Source organism: Azoarcus olearius (assembly GCF_001682385.1).
Taxonomy (GTDB): Bacteria; Pseudomonadota; Gammaproteobacteria; order Burkholderiales; family Rhodocyclaceae; genus Azoarcus; species Azoarcus olearius.
In genome coordinates, this window is the sequence record NZ_CP016210.1 from 2,277,209 (window position 1) to 2,298,469 (window position 21,261).

General features: G+C 67.1%; 18 protein-coding genes. 17 read left to right on the forward strand and 1 reads right to left on the reverse strand.

Going from position 1 to position 21,261, the window contains the following annotated elements:
* Positions 1-3 precede the first annotated feature (3 nt).
* The 17 genes from dqs_RS10490 to dqs_RS10570 all read left to right on the forward strand — a co-directional run bounded on the left by dqs_RS10490 (position 4) and on the right by dqs_RS10570 (position 20,467).
* Complete coding sequence (locus dqs_RS10490; protein ID WP_065340444.1) at positions 4-1,590, forward strand: indolepyruvate oxidoreductase subunit beta family protein; 1,587 nt, start codon at positions 4-6, stop codon at positions 1,588-1,590.
* Between the two features lie 45 nt (positions 1,591-1,635).
* Positions 1,636-2,613, forward strand: a complete 978-nt coding sequence (locus dqs_RS10495) for a PDR/VanB family oxidoreductase (RefSeq protein WP_065340445.1) — start codon at positions 1,636-1,638, stop codon at positions 2,611-2,613.
* A gap of 16 nt (positions 2,614-2,629) precedes the next feature.
* Complete coding sequence (locus dqs_RS10500) at positions 2,630-3,952, forward strand: aromatic ring-hydroxylating dioxygenase subunit alpha (RefSeq protein WP_011765715.1); 1,323 nt, start codon at positions 2,630-2,632, stop codon at positions 3,950-3,952.
* 220 nt (positions 3,953-4,172) lie between these two features.
* On the forward strand, positions 4,173-4,655 hold the full coding sequence (locus dqs_RS10505) for an aromatic-ring-hydroxylating dioxygenase subunit beta (protein WP_011765716.1): 483 nt from the start codon (positions 4,173-4,175) through the stop codon (positions 4,653-4,655).
* Positions 4,656-4,668: 13 nt separating this feature from the next.
* The gene (locus dqs_RS10510) at positions 4,669-6,303 is read left to right on the forward strand and encodes an AMP-binding protein (protein ID WP_065340446.1); all 1,635 of its coding nucleotides are present in this window, start codon (positions 4,669-4,671) and stop codon (positions 6,301-6,303) included.
* Positions 6,300-7,478, forward strand: a complete 1,179-nt coding sequence (locus tag dqs_RS10515) for a thiolase family protein (protein WP_065340447.1) — start codon at positions 6,300-6,302, stop codon at positions 7,476-7,478. Before dqs_RS10510 ends, dqs_RS10515 begins: the two co-directional genes overlap by 4 nt.
* Entirely contained in the window at positions 7,475-8,734 is a 1,260-nt protein-coding gene (locus tag dqs_RS10520) for an SDR family NAD(P)-dependent oxidoreductase (RefSeq protein ID WP_065340448.1), read from the forward strand. The genes dqs_RS10515 and dqs_RS10520 overlap by 4 nt, the downstream gene beginning before the upstream one ends.
* A gap of 202 nt (positions 8,735-8,936) precedes the next feature.
* Positions 8,937-9,722, forward strand: coding sequence for a cyclase family protein (locus dqs_RS10525; RefSeq protein ID WP_065340449.1), 786 nt, complete (start codon positions 8,937-8,939; stop codon positions 9,720-9,722).
* 10 nt (positions 9,723-9,732) lie between these two features.
* On the forward strand, positions 9,733-10,461 hold the full coding sequence (locus dqs_RS10530) for an SDR family NAD(P)-dependent oxidoreductase (protein ID WP_065340450.1): 729 nt from the start codon (positions 9,733-9,735) through the stop codon (positions 10,459-10,461).
* Between the two features lie 62 nt (positions 10,462-10,523).
* Positions 10,524-11,675 carry an ABC transporter substrate-binding protein gene (locus dqs_RS10535; RefSeq protein ID WP_011765722.1) on the forward strand — a complete coding sequence of 384 codons (1,152 nt, stop codon included), beginning with the start codon at positions 10,524-10,526 and terminating at the stop codon, positions 11,673-11,675.
* A 318-nt stretch (positions 11,676-11,993) separates the two neighbouring features.
* Positions 11,994-13,031, forward strand: coding sequence for a branched-chain amino acid ABC transporter permease (locus tag dqs_RS10540; RefSeq protein WP_065340451.1), 1,038 nt, complete (start codon positions 11,994-11,996; stop codon positions 13,029-13,031).
* 65 nt (positions 13,032-13,096) lie between these two features.
* Positions 13,097-14,890, forward strand: coding sequence for a branched-chain amino acid ABC transporter ATP-binding protein/permease (locus dqs_RS10545; RefSeq protein WP_065339477.1), 1,794 nt, complete (start codon positions 13,097-13,099; stop codon positions 14,888-14,890).
* Positions 14,890-15,651: an ABC transporter ATP-binding protein gene (locus dqs_RS10550; protein WP_065340452.1), complete on the forward strand. Its 762-nt coding sequence runs from the start codon at positions 14,890-14,892 to the stop codon at positions 15,649-15,651. The genes dqs_RS10545 and dqs_RS10550 overlap by 1 nt, the downstream gene beginning before the upstream one ends.
* 475 nt (positions 15,652-16,126) lie before the next feature.
* Entirely contained in the window at positions 16,127-17,137 is a 1,011-nt protein-coding gene (locus dqs_RS10555) for a ketopantoate reductase family protein (RefSeq protein ID WP_065340453.1), read from the forward strand.
* 57 nt (positions 17,138-17,194) lie between these two features.
* Positions 17,195-17,968, forward strand: coding sequence for a class II aldolase/adducin family protein (locus tag dqs_RS10560; protein WP_065340454.1), 774 nt, complete (start codon positions 17,195-17,197; stop codon positions 17,966-17,968).
* Between the two features lie 223 nt (positions 17,969-18,191).
* Positions 18,192-19,799, forward strand: coding sequence for an AMP-binding protein (locus dqs_RS10565; protein WP_065340455.1), 1,608 nt, complete (start codon positions 18,192-18,194; stop codon positions 19,797-19,799).
* 143 nt (positions 19,800-19,942) lie between these two features.
* On the forward strand, positions 19,943-20,467 hold the full coding sequence (locus tag dqs_RS10570; RefSeq protein WP_084018424.1) for a MarR family winged helix-turn-helix transcriptional regulator: 525 nt from the start codon (positions 19,943-19,945) through the stop codon (positions 20,465-20,467).
* 13 nt (positions 20,468-20,480) lie between these two features.
* Here dqs_RS10570 and dqs_RS10575 read toward each other — a convergent pair whose 3' ends face one another.
* The gene (locus tag dqs_RS10575; protein ID WP_011765729.1) at positions 20,481-21,221 is read right to left on the reverse strand and encodes an S-methyl-5'-thioinosine phosphorylase; all 741 of its coding nucleotides are present in this window, start codon (positions 21,219-21,221) and stop codon (positions 20,481-20,483) included.
* Positions 21,222-21,261: the final 40 nt, after the last annotated feature.

Genomic DNA, 21,261 nt, shown 5'->3' on the forward strand with positions numbered 1-21,261 from the left:
GACATGAGCAATATCGTTCTTCACCCGGGCACCCCGATCAAGATCGCCATCCTCGCCATGGGCGGCCAGGGCGGCGGCGTGCTCGCCGACTGGATCGTCGAGATGGCGGAACACGCCGGCTGGTGGGCGCAGACCACCTCGGTGCCGGGCGTCGCCCAGCGCACCGGCGCCACCATCTACTACCTGGAACTGCTGCCCGAATCCGCTGCCAAGGCCGCCGGCAAGCCGCCCACGCTGGCGATGATGCCCACCCCGGGCGACGTCGATCTGGTGGTGGCCGCCGAGCTGATGGAAGCCGGCCGCGCGATGCAGCGCGGGCTGGTGGCGCCGGACCGCACCACGCTGATCACCTCCACCCACCGCAGCTATTCGGTGACCGAAAAGGCCGCGCTTGGCAACGGCATCGGCGACCCCAACAAGGTGCTCGACGCCGGCCGCGAAGCCGCGAAGCGCGTGCTTGCCTTCGACCTGCAGGCCCTGGCTGAAAAGGCCGGCAGCGTGATCTCGGCCAGCCTGTTCGGCGCCATCGCCGGTTCGGGCGCCCTGCCCTTCGGCCGCGAAGCCTTCGAGGAAACCATCCGCTCCAGCGGCAAGGGCGTGGAGCCCAGCCTGCGCGCCTTCGCGCTCGGTTTCGAAGCCGCCTCCAAGGCGCCGGAAGTGCCGGCCGCGATCGACACCAGCCGCCCCGCCCCGGTCGTGCCCGACCGCGTTGCCAACCCGCAAGTGCAGAAGCTGCTCGACAAGGTGAAGGCGGAATTTCCGCCGGTCGCGCACGGCATGCTGGTCGCCGGCCTGCGTCGCCTGATCGACTACCAGGACGTCGCCTACGCCGCCGAATACCTGCAGAAGTGCGGCGAGCTGCGCGCGCTCGACGAACGCAACGGCGGCGAAGCCAAGGGCTGGGCGCTGACCCAGGCCGCGGCCCATCGCATTGCGGTGGCGATGAGCTACGACGACGTGATCCGCGTCGCCGACCTCAAGACCCGCGGCAGCCGCTTCGAGCGCGTCAAGAAGGAAGTCGGCGCCAAGGCGGACCAGCTGGTCTACACCACCGAGTTCATGCATCCGCGCCTGGAAGAGATCTGCGGCACCCTGCCCGCCGGCCTCGGCCGCTGGCTGGAAAACTCCAAGGGCATCGGCGGCTTCGTCAAGCGCAAGATGGAACACGGCCGCCGCGTCCGCACCGGCACGCTGACCTGGTTCCTGGCGCTCTACGCGCTGGCCGGCATGCGCCGCTTCCGCCGCAGCCTGCTGCGCCACCAGATCGAGACCGCGCAGCAGAAGGACTGGCTGGAGCGCGTGGTGCGCCTGGTCGGCAAGGGCGACTACGACCTCGCCGTGGAAACCCTCCACTGCCGCCGCATCGTCAAGGGCTACAGCGGCACCCACGACCGTGGCGACAAGCGTTTTGCCGCGCTGATGAAGGCCGCGGACGAACTGGCGGGCCGCCCGCAGGCCGCCGCCACCCTGCATCAGCTGCTGGAAGCGGCAATGGCGGACGAACAGGGCCGCCAGCTCGATGCGCAGCTCGGCATGCTGCTCAAGGGCAACCTGACCGCCGGCAATCAACTGGCCCGCCAAGCGGCCTGAGCCACGGCAGAAAAATCGAACGGGACGAGAGAGGACGACACCGAAATGCCAGAACTGGAACTCACGATCAGCGCGATCGAGGCGGAAACGCCGCTGATCCGCACCCTTCACCTGCGGGCGCCGGCGGGAAGCTCCCTCCCTGCCTTCACGCCTGGCGCCCACCTGCAGGTGAGCGTTCCGGGGCTGGCCGATGCGCGGTGCTACTCCCTCGTCTCCTTCGATGCAGACGCCGCCGCCTTCGAGGCGCCGCTGGCCTACCGGCTGGGCGTGCGGCTCGAAGACGCCAGCCGCGGCGGCTCGCGCTACATGCACGGCCTCGCCGTGGGCGACACGGTCAAGGTCAGCGGCCCCAAGAACGACTTTCCGCTGCACGCCGCGGAAGCAGGCGAGCGCCCGATCGTGCTGATCGCCGGCGGCATCGGCATCACGCCGATCGCGGCGATGGCGGCCTCGCTGCAGGCGTCCGGCCGCGCCTTTGAACTGCACTACAGCGGCCGCAGCCGTGACCAGCTTGCCTTCGTCGATGAACTCGCCGCGCTCGCCGGCAATGCCTTCTTCGTCCATGCCGACGACGACCCCGCCAGCCGGCTCGACCTCGGCGCCCTGCTCGATGGTCTGGACACCGCCCAGCACCTGTACGTGTGCGGCCCCAAGGGCATGATCGACGCGCTGATCGAAGGCGCCAAGACGCGCGGCTGGCCCTCGGAGCGCGTGCATTTCGAACTCTTCGCCGCGGCCGCGCCGGTGGCGGGCGATCAGGCGTTCGAGGTGGAGCTGGCGCAATCCGGCAAGGTGCTGCTGATTCCGGCCGACAAGACCATCCTCGACGTGATGGAGGCCGAAGGCTGCGACCCGATGTACGACTGCAAGCGCGGCGAATGCGGCGTGTGCACCGCCACGGTGCTGGAAGGCGTGCCCGACCACCGCGACTACTTCCTGTCCGACGCCGAAAAGGCCGGCGGCAAACTGATTCAGATCTGCATCTCGCGCGCGAAGACGCCGCGCCTGGTGCTCGATCTCTGACCCAAGGGGGACAACGATGAGCACGACCAACACGTATCGCGGCAACCCGGACGCCATCCGCGCGCTGGTGCGCGACACCGAGGTGCACAAGGACACCTACATCGACCAGGAGCTGTTCGAGCTGGAGATGGAGCATCTCTTCGCCAACACCTGGGTCTATGTCGGCCACGCCAGCCAGGTGCCGAACAAGGGCGACTATTACACCACCACCGTCGGCACCGAGCCGGTGGTGATGGTGCGCCACACCGACGACAGCATCCGCGTGCTCTACAACCGCTGTCCGCACAAGGGCGTGAAGGTGGCGGGCGAGGTCTGTGGCAACACCGGCAAGTTCTTCCGCTGCCCCTACCACGCCTGGACCTTCAAGACCGACGGCAGCCTGCTCGCGATTCCGCTGAAGAAGGGCTACGAGAACACCGGCTTCGAAAACTGCGAGGCCAGCCAGGGCATGGCGCCGGTGAAGAACGTCAAGGTCTATCGCGACTTCGTGTTCTGCCGGCTGAACCCGGGGGGCCCCAGCTTCGAGGAATACTTCGGCGAATCGCTCTCCACCATCGACAACATGGTGGACCGCTCGCCCGAGGGCAAGCTGGAAGTCGCCGGCGGGGTGCTGCGCTACATGCACAACTGCAACTGGAAGATGCTGGTCGATAACCAGACCGACACCTGCCACCCGATGGTCGCCCACGAATCCTCGGCCGGCACCGCCGTGCGGGTGTGGAACGAGGCCCCGGAAGGCACGCCCAAGCCGATGGCGGTGGAGCTCTTCGCGCCCTTCATGTCGCCCTACGAATTCTTCGAAGGCATGGGCATCCGCGTATGGGAAAACGGCCACGGCCACACCGGCGTGTCCAACTCGATCCACGCCGCCTACTCCGCCATCCCCGGCTACTGGGAGCAGATGGTGGCCGCCTACGGCGAGGACCGCGCCCACCAGATCCTCGGTGACGTGCGCCACAACACGGTGTACTGGCCCAACATCATGATCAAGGGCCCGATCCAGACCCTGCGCCTGTTCAAGCCGATCGCGGCGGACAAGACGCTGGTCGAGTCCTGGACCTTCCGCCTGGTCGGCGCGCCGGACATGCTGCTGGAGCGCACCACCATGTACAACCGCCTGATCAACGCCCCCACCTCGGTGGTCGGCCACGACGACCTCGAAATGTACGAGCGCGCCCAGGAAGGCCTGCACGCCCGCGGCCGCGACTGGATCAACGTCGGCCGCCTGTACGACCCCGCCGAGAAGGACCAGAAGAACGTGGTGACCAACGGCACCAACGAAATGCAGATGCGCGCCCAGTTCCGCGCGTGGCTGAAGTACATGACGGAAAGCATGTGAGTCGAGAAGCGTCGCCGTTGCACCACGCGTGTCACGGCCCGGTTCTAGTTCCTCCCCCTTCAAGGGGAAGGCTAGAAGGGGGATGGGGTTGGGGCTGCGCAAAACCCCATCCCCACCCCAACCCTCCCCTTGAAGGGGAGGGAGTTTGGCCACCGGGCCTGCCCCGCCTGAGCGCGCGCACCGACGCACGGAGCTGCGACACCCGCAAAAGGACAACGCCATGACCGCCATCACCGAAAAGACCCTCACCGACTTCGTCTATGCCGAAGCCCGCATGCTCGACGAGCAGCGCTTCAACGACTGGCTCGCGCTCTTCACCGACGACGCCTACTACTGGATGCCGCTCGCCCACGACCAGCAGGACCCCAAGCTCCATACCTCGCTGCTGTACGAAGACACGCTGCTGCTGCGCGTGCGCATCGAGCGCCTGAACGGCCAGCGCACCTTCTCGCAGCAGCCCAAGAGCCGCTGCCATCACCTGCTGCAGGCCCCGAGCATCGAAGCCTTCGACGCCGACAAGGGCGAATACACCGTGCGCACCGCCTTCCACTACACCGAAACCCGCCAGGACAAGCAGACGCTGTATGCCGGCTGGGCCACCCATCAACTCGTCGCGGTGGATGGCGTGCTCAAGATCCGCCAGAAGCGCGTCGATCTGGTCAATTGCGATGCCGCCTTCGGCAACATCCAGCTCTTCATGTAAGGCGGAGAACATCTTGGCAAACACTGTTCATCAGGCCTTCTCGCTCGCCGCGGTGCGTTGGGCGAAACAGCCCTTCCTCTGCATCCTGCCGGAGACCGCGCAGATTTACGGCATCGCCGCCGGCGAACTGCGCTATGCCGAGGCGGCGGAGCGCATCGAGTTCCTGCGCGCCGCCTATGCCGCCGCCGGCTACGGCCACGGCCACCGCGTCGGCATCCTGCTGGAGAACCGGCCCGGCTTCTTCCTGCACTGGTTTGCCCTCAATGCGCTTGGCGTCTCGGTGGTGCCGATCAACCCGGACATGCGCGCGGCCGAGCTTGAATACCTGATCGGGCATTCGGAGATCGCGCTGGCGGTTGCGCTGCCCCATCGCCATGACGACCTGATCGCCGCCGCCGACAAGGCCGGGCGTCCGTTCAAGGTGATGGCGGAGCGTGATCTGCCGCCGGCCGCCGCCTTCCCGGCGCCGCTGGCGGACACCGCACCGCACGAGCTGACCGAATGCGCCCTGCTCTACACCTCCGGCACCACCGGCCGGCCGAAGGGCTGCATCCTGCCCAACCGCTACTTCCTGCATGCGGGCAAGTGGTACTCGGAGATCGGCGGACTGGCCGCATTGCAACCCGGCCGCGAACGCATGATCACGCCGCTGCCGCTGGTGCACATGAATGCCATGGCCTACTCCGCGATGGCGATGGTGATGACCGGCGGCTGCCTGATCCCGCTCGACCGCTTCCACCCGCGCAGCTGGTGGGCGAGCGTGCGCGAATCGCGCGCCACCGTGGTGCACTACCTGGGCGTGATGCCGGCGATGCTGATGAAGGCCGAGCCCACCGTGGCCGACCGCGAACACAGCGTGCGCTTCGGCTTCGGCGCCGGGGTGGACCGCACCCTGCACGGCATCTTCGAGGAACGCTTCGGCTTCCCGCTGCTGGAAGCCTGGGCGATGACCGAAACCGGCGCCGGCGCCGTCGTCATCGCCAACAAGGAGCCGCGCCACATCGGCACCTCCTGCTTCGGCAAGGAAGAGGCCGATGTGCTGGTGCGCATCGTCAAGGACGACGGCACCGAGGCCGCCGCCGAGGAACAGGGCGAACTGCTGGTACGCCACGCCGGTGAAGACCCGCGCTACGGCTTCCTCGCCGGCTACCTGAAGGACCCGGCGGCCACCGACGAAGCCTGGGCTGGCGGCTGGTTCCACACCGGCGACATCGTGCGCCGCGACGCCGACGGCTATCTGCACTTCGTCGATCGCAAGAAGAACGTCATCCGCCGCAGCGGCGAGAACATCGCCGCAGTGGAAGTGGAGGCCGTGCTGCAGCAGCACCCGCTGGTGAAGTCGGTGGCCGTCGCCGCGGTGCCCGACGCGGTGCGCGGCGACGAGGTGATGGCGCTGGTGGTGGCGCAGGACTGGCCGGCCGACCGCGCCGCGATGGAAGCGGCCGCCGCCGACCTGGTGAACTGGACGCTGTCGCAGCTTGCGTACTACAAGGCGCCGGGCTACGTCGCCTTCGTGCCCGCGCTGCCGCTCACCACCACCAACAAGATCCAGCGCGGCGAACTCAAGGCGCTTGCACCAACACTGGTCGATAGCCCCGACTGTGTGAACACCTGCGCAATGAAGAAGCGGCAGGGGGATCACAAGTGAGCACCCGCAAACGGCAAGGCTACGACGGCGTCGTCGCCGTGCTGCCGGTCACCATCCCGTATGCGCGCTACTCCACGCGCAGCGCGCACTGGTGGCTGGGCCGCGCGCTCGGCGAACTGGTGCGCGGCAGCGGGCTGGCCAAAGCCGACATCGACGGCGTCTGCGTCTCCAGCTTCACGCTCGGCCCGGATACCGCGGTCGGCCTGATGCAGCACCTCGGCATGAGCCCGCGCTGGCTGGACCACATCCCGATGGGTGGCGCCTCCGGCGTGGTCGCGCTGCGCCGTGCGGCGCGTGCAGTGCAGGCCGGCGACGCCGAAGTCATCGCCTGCATTGCCGGCGACACCAACGCGGTCGATTCCTTCCGCAATACCGTCAGCCAGTTCTCCCGCTTCGCGCAGGACGCGGTCTATCCCTACGGCGCCGGCGGCCCCAACGCCAGCTTCGCGCTGCTGACCGACTACTACATGCGGCACTACGGCGCCACCCGCGAGGACTTCGGCAAGCTCTGCGTCGCCCAGCGCGACAACGCGCTGAAGAACCCGCACGCGCTGATGAAGAAGCCGTTGACGCTGGCGCAGTACATGGAAGCGCGCGCGATCACCGACCCCATCCACCTGTTCGACTGCGTGATGCCCTGCGCCGGGGCGGAAGGCTATCTGGTGATGACCGAGGACCGCGCCCGAGCGCTGAAGCTGCCCTTCGTGCGCATCCGTTCCACCATCGAACGCCACAACGCCTTCCCGCAAGACCCGATCCAGTTCCGCGGCGGCTGGGCGATGGACAAGGATGCGCTCTATGAGCACGCCGGCATCGCGCCCGCGGACGTTGATTTCCTCGAAACCTACGACGACTACCCGGTCATCAACATGATGCAGTTCGAGGACCTCGGCTTCTGTGCCAAGGGCGAGGCGCCCGCCTTCGTGCGCGAGCACAGCTTCACCATCGAAGGCAGCTTCCCCTTCAACACCTCGGGCGGCCAGCTTTCGGTGGGCCAGGCCGGCGCCGCCGGCGGCTACCTCGGCTTCGTGCAGGCGCTGCGCCAGCTCACCGGCGGCGCCGGCCGCACCCAGGTGCAGGACGCGAAGATCGGCATGGTGTCCGGCTTCGGCATGATCAACTACGACCGCGGCCTGTGTTCCGGCGCCGCCGTCCTCGAACGGGGGCAGGCATGACCGAACCGCTCGCCAAACCGAAAAAGAAGAACCCGGTCCAGCGCACCCGGCTCGCCACCCTGCCGCCGGTGCCGCGCAGCCGTACCGCGCTCGGCCTCACCCGCGCGGCGGCCGAAGGCGTGTTCGAGATGCAGGTGTGCGCCGAATGCGAAACCGTGCAGTACCCGCCGCGCGAAGTCTGCGGCCACTGCCTGTCGGAACACCTCGCGTGGAAGCCGGTGAACAACCGCGGCACCCTGATCGCCAGCACCACGCTGCGCCACAGCAACGACCTCTACTTCCGCGAACGCCTGCCGTGGCGCGTCGGCACCGTCAAGATGGATGCCGGCCCCTCGGTGGTCGCCCACGTGCATGAGGACTGCGCCGAGCCCGGCACCGACGGCAGCCGCGTCCGCCTCACCCTCAAGCTCGACCGCAGCGGCCAGGCGGTGCTCCACGCCCTGCCGGAAAAGGACACCCCCAACATGAACGATGCCCCGCAGATGCGCGAATCGACCTGCGATCCCAAGTTCCGCCGCGTGCTGGTCACCGACGGCAAGTCGGCGGTCGGCATGGCAGTCGCCAAGGCGATGCTGGACGCCGGTGCCAGCGCGGTCTTCCTCGGCGACTCCTCGACGTGGAAGACGGTGCCCGCCTTCGACAAGCTGGTCGCGTCGGATGCCCGCATCCAGGTGGTCGAGCTGGACGTCACCGACACCGATTCGGTGGATCGCCTCGCCGCTTCGATCGGCGGCAAGGTCGAGATCCTGGTGAATACCGCCGCCTACCTCAGGGATGGCGGCATTCTCGGCCGCAAGGACATCAACCTCGCCCGCGACGCAATGGAAGTGAACGTGCTCGGCCTGATGCGCCTCGCCCAGGCGTTTGCGCCGGGCATGTGCTTCCGCGCCGCGGACGGCACCAACAACGCGGTGGCGTGGGTGAACGTGCTCTCCATCCACGCGCTCGCCGCCCTGCCCTCGCGTGGCGCCTGGTCGGCCTCGATCGCCGCCGCGCTGTCGGCCTCGCAAACCCTGCGCGCCGAACTGCGCGGCGCCGGCGTGCGCGTGCTGAACGTCTTCCCCGGCCCGGTCGAGGAAGAGTGGGAACAGCTCACCCCGCCGCCCAAGGTCGCGCCGTCGGCGGTTGCCAAGGCCATCGTCAAGGGGCTGCAGGACGGCATCGAGGATGCGTATGTCGGTGATATCGCGGAGGAAATCCGCGGCCGGCTGCGGGAGAACCACAAGGCGGTCGAGCGGGAGCTTGGCAACCAGTAAAGCGCGAGTGAACGCCCTCCCCTTCAAGGGGAGGGTTGGGGTGGGGATGGGGTAATAGGCGCGCAGAACAACCCCATCCCCCTCCTAACCGGGAGTCTCGGCTACGCCTCGCCGCTACGCAGGCAGCGAGCGGGCTCGCTGAAACCCCTGTTCCGCCCCCCTTGAAGGGGGAGGAACGGAAACGCAGAACGGAGAACGACAGATGACCACCCCCATCCTCACCCAATTCCTCGCCGAGCTGCTGTCGGGCCGGCTGAAAATGGTCGACCTCACCCAGACCCTCACGCCTGAATTCCCCATCATCCAGTTGCCGCCAGAGTTCGGTCAGCCCTGGCCCTTCCGCGTCGAGGAAATCTCGCGCTATGACGAGCGCGGCCCGGCCTGGTACTGGAACAACTTCTCGATGTCGGAGCACACCGGCACCCACTTCGACGCGCCCATCCACTGGATCAGCGGCAAGGACCTGCCGGACAACGCGGTCGACTCCATCCCCGCTGAAAACTTCATCGCCGCCGCCTGCGTGATCGACGTCTCGAAGGAGTGCGCCGAGAACCCCGACTTCCTGCTCACGATCGACTTTGTGAAGGCCTGGGAAGAGAAGCACGGCCGCATTCCCGAGCGCGCCTGGGTGCTGCTGCGCACCGATTGGTCCAAGCGCACCACGCCCAGGGAATACCTCAACATGGCCGAAGACGGTGCGCATTCGCCCGGGCCGGACGCCGAGGTGGTGCCCTGGCTGGTTCAGGAACGGAACGTGCATGGTTTCGGCACAGAATCGGTCGGCACCGACGCCGGCCAGGCGCATCACCTGAACCCGCCCTACCCCTGCCACTACTACATGCACGGCAACAACCGCTACGGCCTGCAATGCCTCACCAACCTGGACCAACTGCCGCCGCAGGGCGCGCTGATCTTCGCCGCCCCGCTCAAGATCCGTAACGGTTCCGGCAGCCCGCTGCGCGTGCTGGCGCTGACCCCGAGCGTCTGAGGAGACCACGATGAGCGAACGAATGGTCGCAGTGGTCACCGGCGGCTCCGCCGGCATCGGCGCCGACATCTGCAAGCGCATGCTGGAAGATGGCTACGACGTCGTTTCGGTGGCGCGGCGCGCACCGGATTGGACCCATCCGCGCCTCAAGACCGTGCAGGCCGATCTGCTCGATGCCGCCGCCACCGAACAGGCCGCGCAGGAGATCGCCCGCGAGTTCCCGGTCAGCCATTTCATCCACAACGCCGGCGTGATCTGGCCCAAGCTGCTGGGCGAGGTCAAGCTCGAAGAGCTGCAGGGCCTCACCCAGATCCACCTCGGCGCGGCGATCAGCCTGATGCAGGCCTTCCTGCCCGGCATGACGGAGCGCAATTTCGGCCGCGTCGTGCTGATGTCCTCGCGCGGCGCGCTCGGCCTGCAGACCCGCACCGCCTACTCCGCCACCAAGGCCGGCATGATCGGCATGGCGCGCACCTGGGCGCTCGAACTCGCGCCCAAGGGCATCACGGTGAACGTGGTGGCGCCCGGCCCGATCCAGACCGACATGTACTACGCGGTGATCGAACCCGGCAGCGAGCGTGAAAAGGCGCTGGCCAAGGCGATCCCGGTGCAGCGCGTCGGCCGTGCCGACGACGTCACCCGCGCGGTGATGTTCTTCGCCGACCCCGCCAACAGCTTCGTCACCGGGCAGACACTGTATGTCTGCGGCGGGGCGAGCGTGGGCACGATCACGATTTGAAGCACCCTCCCGCAGTCACTTTTCTGTTCGCAGCACGACCACACCACCGGAGCAATACCGCCATGAAGCTGAAAAAACTCCCCGCTGCAGTCGCCCTCGCCACCCTCGCCGCCTTTGCGGGCAGCGCCTTCGCCCAGGTCAAGGTCGGCGTCATCGCCTCGGCCACCGGCCCCACGGCGCTGGTCGGCATTCCGCAGAAGAACACCGTGCCGCTGCTGCCGACCAAGGTGGGCGACCTGACGGTCGAGTACATCTCGCTCGACGACGCGTCGGACTCCACCGCTTCGGTCACCGCGGTGAAGAAGCTGATCTCCGAGCAGAACGTCGACGCCATCATCGGGCCCTCGGGCTCGCCCAACGCGATGGGCACCATCCAGTTCGTCGCCGAAGCCGGCGTGCCGATGCTGGCGCCGGTGGGTACCGCCGCGGTTGTGCTGCCGATGAACGAGCAGAAGAAGTGGGTGTTCAAGACCACCCAGAACGACGACATCATCGCCAAGGCGCTGGTCGACCACATGACCAAGGCCGGCGTGAAGACCCTCGGCCTGATCGGCACCGCCGACCCCTACGGCGAAAACTGGGCCAAGGTGATGGGCGCCCTGACCGAGAAGGCGGGCATCAAGATCGTCGCCAGCGAGAAGTTCCAGCGCTCCGACAGCTCGGTGACCGGCCAGGCGCTCAAGATCCTCGGCGCCAAGCCCGACGCGGTGCTGGTGACCGCCCCGGGCGGCCCGTCGGTGCTGCCGCAGACCACGCTGTTCGACATGGGCTACAAGGGCCAGATGTACCAGACCCACGGCGCCGCGCTGCCCGACTTCCTGAAGCTCGGCGGCAAGAAGGTCGAGGGCACCATCCTCGCCGCCAGCCTGATGCTGGTGCTGCCGGAAATCGCCGACAGCAACCCGTCGAAGAAGGTCGCCAGCGACTACATCGCCGCCTACGAGAAGCTGCACGGCAACAAGCCGGCCACCTTCGGCGCCAACGTCTATGACGCTGGCCTGCTGCTGCAACAGGCCATCCCGACCGCGGCCAAGAAGGGCAAGCCGGGTACCAAGGAATTCCGTGCCGCGCTGCGCGACGCGCTGGAGCAGACCAAGGAACTGGTCGCCACCCAGGGCGTGTACACGATGACGCCGGAAGACCACAGCGGCTTCGACGAGCGCGGCCGCGTGATGATCACGGTGAAGGACGGCAACTGGGCGTTGCTGAAGTAAGCCTGCCGCCGACTCGCATTTCCCCCGCCGCCCGCTGCGCCTGAGGAGGACGCAGCGGCAAGGCAGACCGCAGCGCGGCGGGGGCTCATAACGTACAAAAGCGGACCGCCACCCGCAGTTCGGGAGCGGCAACCGCAAGGTTTCCCCGGACCAGCCGGTGTCCACGGGTCGATCCCCGTGGCGCGGGTTTGCCTGGCGGCTTCGCTCATCCCGCGATGCCGCCCGGCCCGGAGAACATGGCGCCACACGCGTCGCCCAGCCGGACCCGGTGTGCAGCCTGCACCGGGCGAGGTCCCCGATCGAAGGACTAGTGATTCCATGAACCTGCAGATAGCCATGATCCTCGGGCAGGACGGGGTGACCAACGGCGCGATCTATGCGTTGCTGGCGCTCTCCATCCTCCTCGTCTTCACCGTCACCCGGGTGCTGTTCATTCCGCTGGGTGAATTCGTTGCCTTCGGCGCGCTGACGATGGCCGCCTTCCAGGCCGGCAAGGCCCCCGCCCTGGTCTGGCTGCTGGCCGGCTTCGCGGTTGCGGTGGCCGTCGCCGACGTGCTCGCCGCCTTCCGCAACAGCGGCCGCGTGCGCTTTTCCGGCGCGCAGGCGTTCCGCCTGGCCTACCCCTTCGTGCTCGGCTTCGCGCTCTATCGCCTGCCGTTGGCCGAACTGCCGATGAGCGTGCAGGTGCTGCTCACGCTGGCGCTGGTGGTGCCGCTCGGGCCGCAGATCTACCGCCTGTTCTTTCAGCCGATCGCGTCCGCGCCGGTGCTGATCCTGCTGATCGTTTCGATCGCGGTGCATGTGGCGATGGTCGGTATCGCGCTGCTGCTGTTCGGTCCCAGCGGGGCCAAGACCACGCCCTTCTCCGAGGCGGGTCTCGAACTCGGCCCGATCACCCTCAACAGCCAGACGCTGTGGGTCATCGCGGTATCGGTCGGCCTCATCATCGTGCTCTACCAGTTCTTCGAACGCAGCGTGTATGGCAAGGCGCTGCGCGCCACCGCGATCAACCGCGTTGGCGCCCAGTTGATGGGCATCTCGCCGGTGTTCGCCGGCAAGGCGAGCTTCTTTCTCGCCACGCTGATTGCGACGCTGTCGGGTGTGCTGATCGCGCCGATCACCACCATCTACTACGACTCGGGTTTCATCATCAGCCTCAAGGGCTTCATCGGCTCCATCATCGGCGGGCTGGTGAGCTACCCCGTGGCCGCGCTCGGCGCGGTACTTGTGGGCATGCTTGAAGCCTTCTCCGCCTTCTGGGCCAGCACCTACAAGGAAGTGATCGTCTTCACGCTCATCATCCCCTTCCTGCTGTGGCGCTCGCTCACCAGCCATCACCTGGAGGAAGAAGAATGACCGCCCGTCTTCCGATCGAGCCGTCGTCCGCGACCCCCTCCGCCTCCACCCCGGGAGCCTCCACCATGCTTTCGCCCCGCCTCGTGCTCGGCGTCTTTCTCGCGCTGCTGGCCGTGGCCCCGCTGGTGCTGCCGCCGTTCTACGTGACGCTCTTGAACTACATCGGTCTGTACGCCATGGTCGCGCTCGGCCTGGTGCTCTTGACCGGCGTCGGCGGCCTCACCAGCTTCGGCCAGGCCGCCTTCGTGGGGCTGGGCGCCTACACCACGGCGCTGCTGTGCACCGCCACCGATCTGCCCGCCTGGCTCGCCTGGGCGGGCGGCTCACCCTGGCTCGCGCTGGTCGTCGGCCTCGCCTTCACCGCCGTGGTGGCGGTGGTGCTCGGTTCGCTCACCCTCAAGCTCTCCGGCCACTACCTGCCGCTGGGCACCATCGCCTGGGGGATTTCGCTGTACTTCCTCTTCGGCACCATGGAAAGCCTGGGCGGCCACACCGGCCTCACCGGCATTCCGCCGATCTCGATCTTCGGATGGGTGCTCGACCAGGGCGAAGAGATCTACTACCTCATCTGGGTCTTCCTGCTCGCCGCGGTCTTCACCACCCAGAACCTGCTCGATTCCCGCGAAGGCCGCGCGATCCGCGCCTTGAAGGGCGGCATGGTGATGGCCGAAGCGATGGGCGTCGATACCTCGCGCTCGCGCATGATCATCTTCGTGATCGCCGCGCTGCACGCCTGCGCCTCGGGCTGGCTCTACGCCCACATGCAGCGCTTCGTCAATCCGACCCCGTTCGGGCTGCACATCGGCATCGAGTACCTCTTCATGGCGGTGGTCGGCGGCGCCGGTCACGTCTGGGGCGCGCTGGTCGGCGCCGGCGTCATCACCGTGTTGAAGCAGTGGCTGCAGGACCTCCTGCCGCGCCTCTTCGGCCAGTCGGGCAACTTCGAAGTCATCGTCTTCGGCCTGATGATGGTGATCGTGCTGCAACGCGCCCGCGACGGCCTGTGGCCCATCCTCACCAAGCTGGTGCCGGTCAAGGCCAGGCGCAAGACGCTGGACGCCGCCGCCAAGGAACTGCCGCGCCGCGAACTCCCGGGCAAAGGCGAGCTGATCCTCGAAGCGAAGAACGTCACCCGCAAGTTCGGCGGGCTCATCGCCAACAACAACATGAGCCTGGAAGTGAAGGCGGGCGAGATCCTCGCGCTGATCGGCCCCAACGGCGCGGGCAAGAGCACCATGTTCAACCAGATCTCGGGCGTCGACACCCCGACCTCGGGCGAGGTCCTCTTCCGCGGCAAGCCGGTGGCCGGTCACGACTCGCGCGAGATCGCACGGATGGGCATGAGCCGCAGCTTCCAGCACGTGAAGCTGCTCCCGACCATGAGTGTGCTCGAGAACGTCGCCATCGGCGGCCACCTGCGCGGCGACAAGGGCGTGCTCAGCGCCGCCTGGCGCATGGACCGCGAAGAAGAAGCGCGCCTGCTCGCGGAAGCCGCCCGCCAGATCGAACGCGTGGGCTTGGCCGAACACATGTTCGACGAAGCCGGCAGCCTCGCGCTCGGCCAGCAGCGCATCCTCGAGATCGCAAGAGCGCTCTGTTCCGACCCCTGCCTGCTGCTGCTCGATGAGCCCGCCGCGGGCCTGCGCTTCAAGGAGAAGGAAGCGCTCGGCGAGCTGCTGAAGAAACTCAAGGCCGAAGGCATGGCGATTCTGCTGGTCGAACACGACATGGACTTCGTGATGGGCTTGGTCGATCGGGTGGTGGTGATGGAGTTCGGCGAGAAGATCGCCGAGGGCCTGCCGGAGGACGTGCAGAAGGATCCGAAGGTGCTCGAAGCCTACCTGGGCGGGGTGGAGTGATGGCGAACGAAACGAAGAACAAGGTGCTGGAGATCCAGGACCTGTGCGTGGCCTACGGCAAGGTCGAAGCCTTGACCAACGCCAACCTCACCGTGGGGGAAGGCCAGATCGTCACCGTGATCGGCCCCAACGGCGCGGGCAAGACGACGATGCTCTCCGCGATCATGGGGGTGCTCAACTCCAAGGGCAAAGTCGCTTTCGACGGCAGCATCGAAGCGGTGCCGGAAGTCGAGCGCATGGTCGCGCGCGGCATGAACCTGGTGCCGGAAAAGCGCGAACTCTTCGGCGAGATGACCGTGGAAGACAACCTGACGCTGGGCGCCTTCCAGCGCTACCGCATGGGCAAGCGCGACCACGGCCAGACGATGGAAGAGGTGTATCACCTCTTCCCGCGCCTCAAAGAACGCCGCGGCCAGCTCGCCGGCACGCTCTCCGGCGGCGAGCGCCAGATGCTGGCCGTGGGCCGCGCGCTGATGGCCAAGCCCAAGCTCTTGATGCTGGACGAACCGAGCCTGGGCCTGGCGCCGCTGATCGTGCGGGAAATCTTCCGGATCATCGCGGAGCTGAGAAAGCGCGGCGTGTCGATCCTGCTGGTGGAGCAGAACGCACGGGCGGCGCTGCAGGTGGCGGACTACGCGTATGTGCTCGAGACCGGGCAGATCGCGATGGAAGGGCCGGCGGCGCAGCTGAAGGATGACCCAAGGGTGATCGAGGCGTATCTGGGGCTGGGGGGCAAGCATCAGGAGATGTTGGCGACTTGAGGGCGGTGCTCCGCCGCGCAGGAAGCTGAGGTTGCGGTAGGGCGGAACAGGTTTTATCCCTCCCCTTTCAAGGGGGGCGAAGCGGGGGTTTCGGCAAGCACTGCTTGCCGCCGGCGAAGCGGCGAGGCGAAGCCGAGACTACTGGTTAGGAGGGGGATGGGGTTGGGTGCGGCACTGCTGAGCGAAACCCCATCCCCACCCCAGCCCTCCCCTTGAAGGGGAGGGAGCAAACAGGCCAGCCGTGGAGTCTTCGCTTCGCTCCGCCGCTCCGGCGGCGCAGAGCGGTGCTCTGCGAAACCCCGCCTACGCCCCCTTGAAGGGGAGGAGGCAAAACCGACAACTCTGACCTCGTCGCGCGCAGCGCACGTCGCCTTGAACCCACGTCAACATCTGCCGGGCGTATCACCCTCACCCCCGTGGCACGCCCCCAACACGAACGGCAGCTACCCTGCCTCTCGCCCCACGGAGCCGAAACATGACTTCCGCCCGAACCCCGAAAATCTGCATCGCCGGCGCCGGTGCCATCGGCTGCACCATCGCCGCCCGCCTCGCCAAGGCTGACATGGATGTCACCGTGTTCGCCCGTGGCGCCACGCTCGACGTCCTGCGTCGCGACGGCATCACCCTGACCGATCTGGAAGGCACGCATCAGGTGCCGGTGCGCGCCAGCGACCAGCCGGACTTTGGCGTGCAGGACGTGATCTTCGTCTGTGCCAAGGCGCACGACCTGCCGGCGATGCTGCCGCGCCTCGCACCCTTGATCGGCGAGCACACCATCGTGGTGCCGGCGGTCAATGGCGTGCCCTGGTGGTACTTCCATGGCGAAGGCGGCCGCTTCGCCGACCAGCCGGTGCGCGCCACCGACCCCGAAGGCAAGCTCGCCGCCGCCCTGCCCTTCAAGCACGTCATCGGCTGCGTGGTGTTCATCACCGCCGAGTCGCCGCAGCCCGGCCACGTGGTGGCGCGCAACCCGCACCTCATCATGTTCGGCGAGCCCGACAACAGCATGAGCGAGCGCTTGCGCGCGCTGTGCGCCATCGTTGAGCGCGGCGGCATCGAGGCGCGGCCGCTGGAGCGCATCCGCGACAAGCTGTGGACCAAGATCATCGCCAACATCAGCACCAACCCGCTGTCGGTGATCTCAGGGGCGACGCTGGAAGAGCTGTACACCCAGCCGGAACTGCAGGAAACCGTGGTTGCGATCATGCGCGAGGTGCTGCTGGTGGCCGCGAGCTACGGCGCGCGGGTGGAAATCGATCCGCTCACCTTCCTCGAACTCGGCGCCGCGATGGGGCCGGTGCGCACCTCGATGCTGCAGGACTTCGAGAAGAACCGTCCGCTGGAACTTGCCGCCATCGGCGACGCGGTGCTCGAACTGGCCGAACGCTTCGGCATCCCGATGCCGGTCACCCGCAAGGTGATCGCGCTGGCGCGCTTCCGCGGCAAGCATCTGCACGACCCCCAGTCCGCTGCGGCGAAAGCCTGATTTTCCGCTGGCTGGGCTCCCTCCTCCCTCTCCCACCCTCGAATCAAGGAATCCGACATGAATGCAGCCATCAGCCCGGCGGTCGTCAAACCGGCCAACTGCAGCGACGAAGAATGGGCGCTGCGCATCCAGCTTGCCGAGTGCTACCACCTGGTGGACTACTTCGGCTGGACCGAGACCATCTTCAACCACATCTCGGCGCGTCTGCCGGGGGGCGACAACTACTACCTGGTGAACCCCTTCGGCCTCAATTACACCGAAGTCACCCCGGCCAACCTGCTCAAGGTCGACCTGCAGGGCAACAAGGTGGAGCCCTCGCCCTACGACGCCAACCCGGCCGGCTTCGCGCTGCATAGCGCCATCCACGGTGCGCGCGAGGACATCCACTGCGTGATCCACACCCACACCAACGCGGTGTCGGCAGTGGCAAACAAGAAGGCAGGCTTCTCGCACGACAACTTCTATGGTGCCCAGCTCTACGGCCGCGTCGGCTACCACACCTTCGAGGGCATCACGCTGTTCGCTGAAGAGAAGGTGCGCATGCTCGCCAGCCTGGGCGACAAGCACATCCTGGTGCTGCGCAACCACGGTGTGGCCGTTGGTGAAATGGACATCGCCAAGACCTTCTTCCTGCTGTGGACGGTGCAGCGCGCGGCCGAGATTCAGTGCCACGCCGGCATGATCCCGGGCGAGGACAATCCGCTGCCGGCCGAGATCGGCCAGAAGTGCGCCGACCTCACCCAGATGCTGATCCGCGATAGCGGCTTCGCGGTGAAGTTCTTCGACGCCATGGTGCGCAAGATGCGCGCGGAGCGCGGCGCGCTCTGGTGAGCCCGACGGGGTGCCGAGACGTCTGCGAGCGCTGCTCTTTCGGGACGTTCCGGCCGATTTTAATTTTAGTAGTGAATAATTCTGAACTTTATAGTTCATGAATTGACTTTGTCTGCTGTTTGGCAAAGACTTGATTCACAACGCGCGGCGGCGAACTGCCAGCCGCGCACTGGCCAACGCAGCCAACCGTGAACCGGGGCCCTACCCAGGCAGAGGAGACACCATGAACAGCAGCGCCCATCTCGACCGCTTCGTCATCGACAACCTGCCGCCGGCCGAACAGTGGCCGGAACTGATCTTCGAGCGGCCGGAGCTGCAGTTCCCCGAGCAGCTCAACGCCACCGCCGAACTGCTCGACCGCGCGCTCGCGGAAGGCCACGCCGAGCGTCCCGCGATCATCGGCAAGAACATCCACTGGACTTACCGCCAGCTGCACCAGCAAGTCAATCGCTTGGCCCACGTCCTGGTCGAGGACATGGGCCTGGTGCCGGGCAACCGGGTGCTGCTGCGCGGAGCCAACACGCCCTGGCTGGCCGCGTGCTGGCTGGCGGTGTGGAAGGTGGGCGGCGTCGCCGTCGGCACCATGCCGCTGCTGCGCGCGAAGGAGTTGAAGGAGATCCTGCGGCTGGCCGAGATCAGCCACGCGCTGTGCGATGCCAGCCTGGCCGAAGAGCTGGAATACGCCCGTGCCGAGAGCCCGACGCTGCGCCACGTGATGCTATTCGGCGAAGGGGGCGAACTCGCGGCCCGCATGGACGGCAAGCCGGATCAGTTCGACACCGTGGCCACCGCCGCCACCGACCCGGCCCTGATCGGTTTCACCTCCGGCACCACCGGGATTCCCAAGGGCACCATCCACTTCCACCGCGACGTGATGGCGATGTGCGAGGTCTTCCCGCGCCACTGCCTGAAGCCCACGCAGGACGACGTCTTCATCGGCACGCCGCCGCTCGCCTTCACCTTCGGCCTTGGCGGCCTGCTGTGCTTTCCGCTGTGGGCGCGCGCCAGCACCGTGCTGCTCGAAAAGCTCGCGCCCGAACCGCTGATGCAGGCGATCCAGGACCACCAGGCCACGGTCTGCTTCACCTCGCCCACCGCCTACCGTCAGATGGCGGGCCTGGTGGGCAAGTACGACATCGCCAGCCTGAAGAAGTGTGTTTCCGCCGGCGAGGCGCTGCCCACCGACACCCGCGACAAGTGGCGCGAGGCGAGCGGCATCCAGATCCACGACGGTATCGGCGGCACCGAGATGATCCACATCTACATTGCCTCCGGCCCGGACGACTACCGACCCGGCGCGCTCGGCAAGCTGCTGCCGGGCTACACCGGCATGATCGTCGATGACGACATGAACCCGCTGCCCCCGGGCGAAGTGGGCAAGCTCGCGATCAAAGGGCCGACCGGCTGCCGCTACCTCGCCGACGAGCGCCAGCAGAACTACGTGAAGAACGGCTGGAACCTGCCGGGCGACGCCTTCCACATGGATGCGGACGGCTACTTCTACTACCACGCGCGGGTGGACGACATCATCGTCACCTCCGGCTACAACGTCTCCAGCCCCGAGGTGGAATGGGCGTTGCTGGCCCACCCCGCGGTGGCCGAATGCGGCGTGATCGGCGTGCCCGACCCCGACCGCGGCCAGATCATCAAGGCCTTCGTCGTGCTCAAGCCCGGCCAGGTCGGCGACGAGGCGATGACGAAAACCCTGCAGGACTTCGTCAAGCAGACCGTGGCGCCCTACAAGTACCCGCGCGCCATCGCCTACGTCGACACCCTGCCCCGCACCGAGACCGGCAAGCTGCAGCGCTTCCGGCTGAAGGCGCTGGGGTGAGGTTTTGCCGGCTTCTGCTCGCACCGGACGCAAAATACCTGCCGATCAAATCAATTTAAGCGTGAATGATTTAACCGATTCACGCGTTAGAATGACCGGCAAGGGCGCTCTCCGCCCATCCAATGCACGCTGCAGGTATCGCCATGACGCTAGAACAGACCGAAACGCCGTCCAACGCCGACCCGGACATCATCGACCATGAAACCCGCGCCACCGACACGGACCACGAGGCCCTGCGGGTGTGGCTGCGGCTGCTGACCTGCACCAACATCGTCGAATCGCGCCTGCGCAACCAGTTGCGCACCGGTTTCGATTCGACGCTGCCGCGCTTCGACCTGATGGCACAGCTCGACCGCAACCCGGAAGGCCTCAAGATGCGCGAGCTGTCGCGCCGGCTGATGGTCACCGGCGGCAACGTGACCGGGCTGACCGACAAGCTGGTGGAAGAAGGGCTGGTGGAGCGCCGCGACGATCCGCGCGATCGCCGGGCCTACACGGTGCATCTCACCCCGGAAGGCAAGCGCCTGTTCCGGCAGATGGCGAGTTCGCACGAAAACTGGGTGATCGAACTGTTTGCGGGGCTCGACCACGACGAGAAGATTCAGCTGCTCGATCTGCTGAACCGCCTGAAGCGCCACCTCACCGCACTGGACAGCGGCGCCAGCTGAAGTACCGCGCGGCTCAACCGGCCCGGCACAGGGCTTCCAGCACGCGCCGCACCCGCAGCATCGCTTCCTGCAACACCAGTTCGATGCTGTCGAAGTGGATGCCGTGCTCGCTGGACGAACGTCCCGCCGCGTAGTTCACCACCACGTTCAGCGCCGCGTAGGGCAGATCCAGTTCGCGTGCGAGGGCGGCTTCCGGCATGCCGGTCATGCCCACCAGATCGGCGCCGTCGCGTTCCAGGCGGTTGATTTCGGCGGCGGTTTCCAGCCGCGGCCCCTGCATGCTGGCGTACACGCCGCCGTCGAAGATCGGTTCGCCCGCGTCGGTTGCCGCCGCGAGCAGGCTGCGGCGCAGTTTTTCGTCGTAGGGGTGGGTGAAGTCGATGTGACGGACAGGGGCCTCGCCGCCATCGAAGAAGGTGTTCTTGCGGCCCCAGGTGTAGTCGATGATCTGGTCCGGCACCGCGAGCGTGCCCGGCGCGAAATCGGCGCGGATTCCGCCCACCGACGCGACCGACACCACCGCGGTGGCCCGTGCCTGATGCAGCGCCCAGATGTTGGCGCGGTAGTTCACCAGGTGCGGCGGAATCGTATGGCCGTAGCCATGGCGGGCGAGAAAGACCACCGGCTTGCCGGCAAGCGTGCCGAAAGTGAGTGCGCCGGAGGGCTCGCCATAGGGGGTGCGACAGACCTCGCGACGCACGACTTCCAGCGTAGAAAGCTGGGTCAGTCCGCTACCACCGATGATTGCGAGCATGTGGGCACTCCTCGACGAAGGGCGCGGATTCTAGCACGCG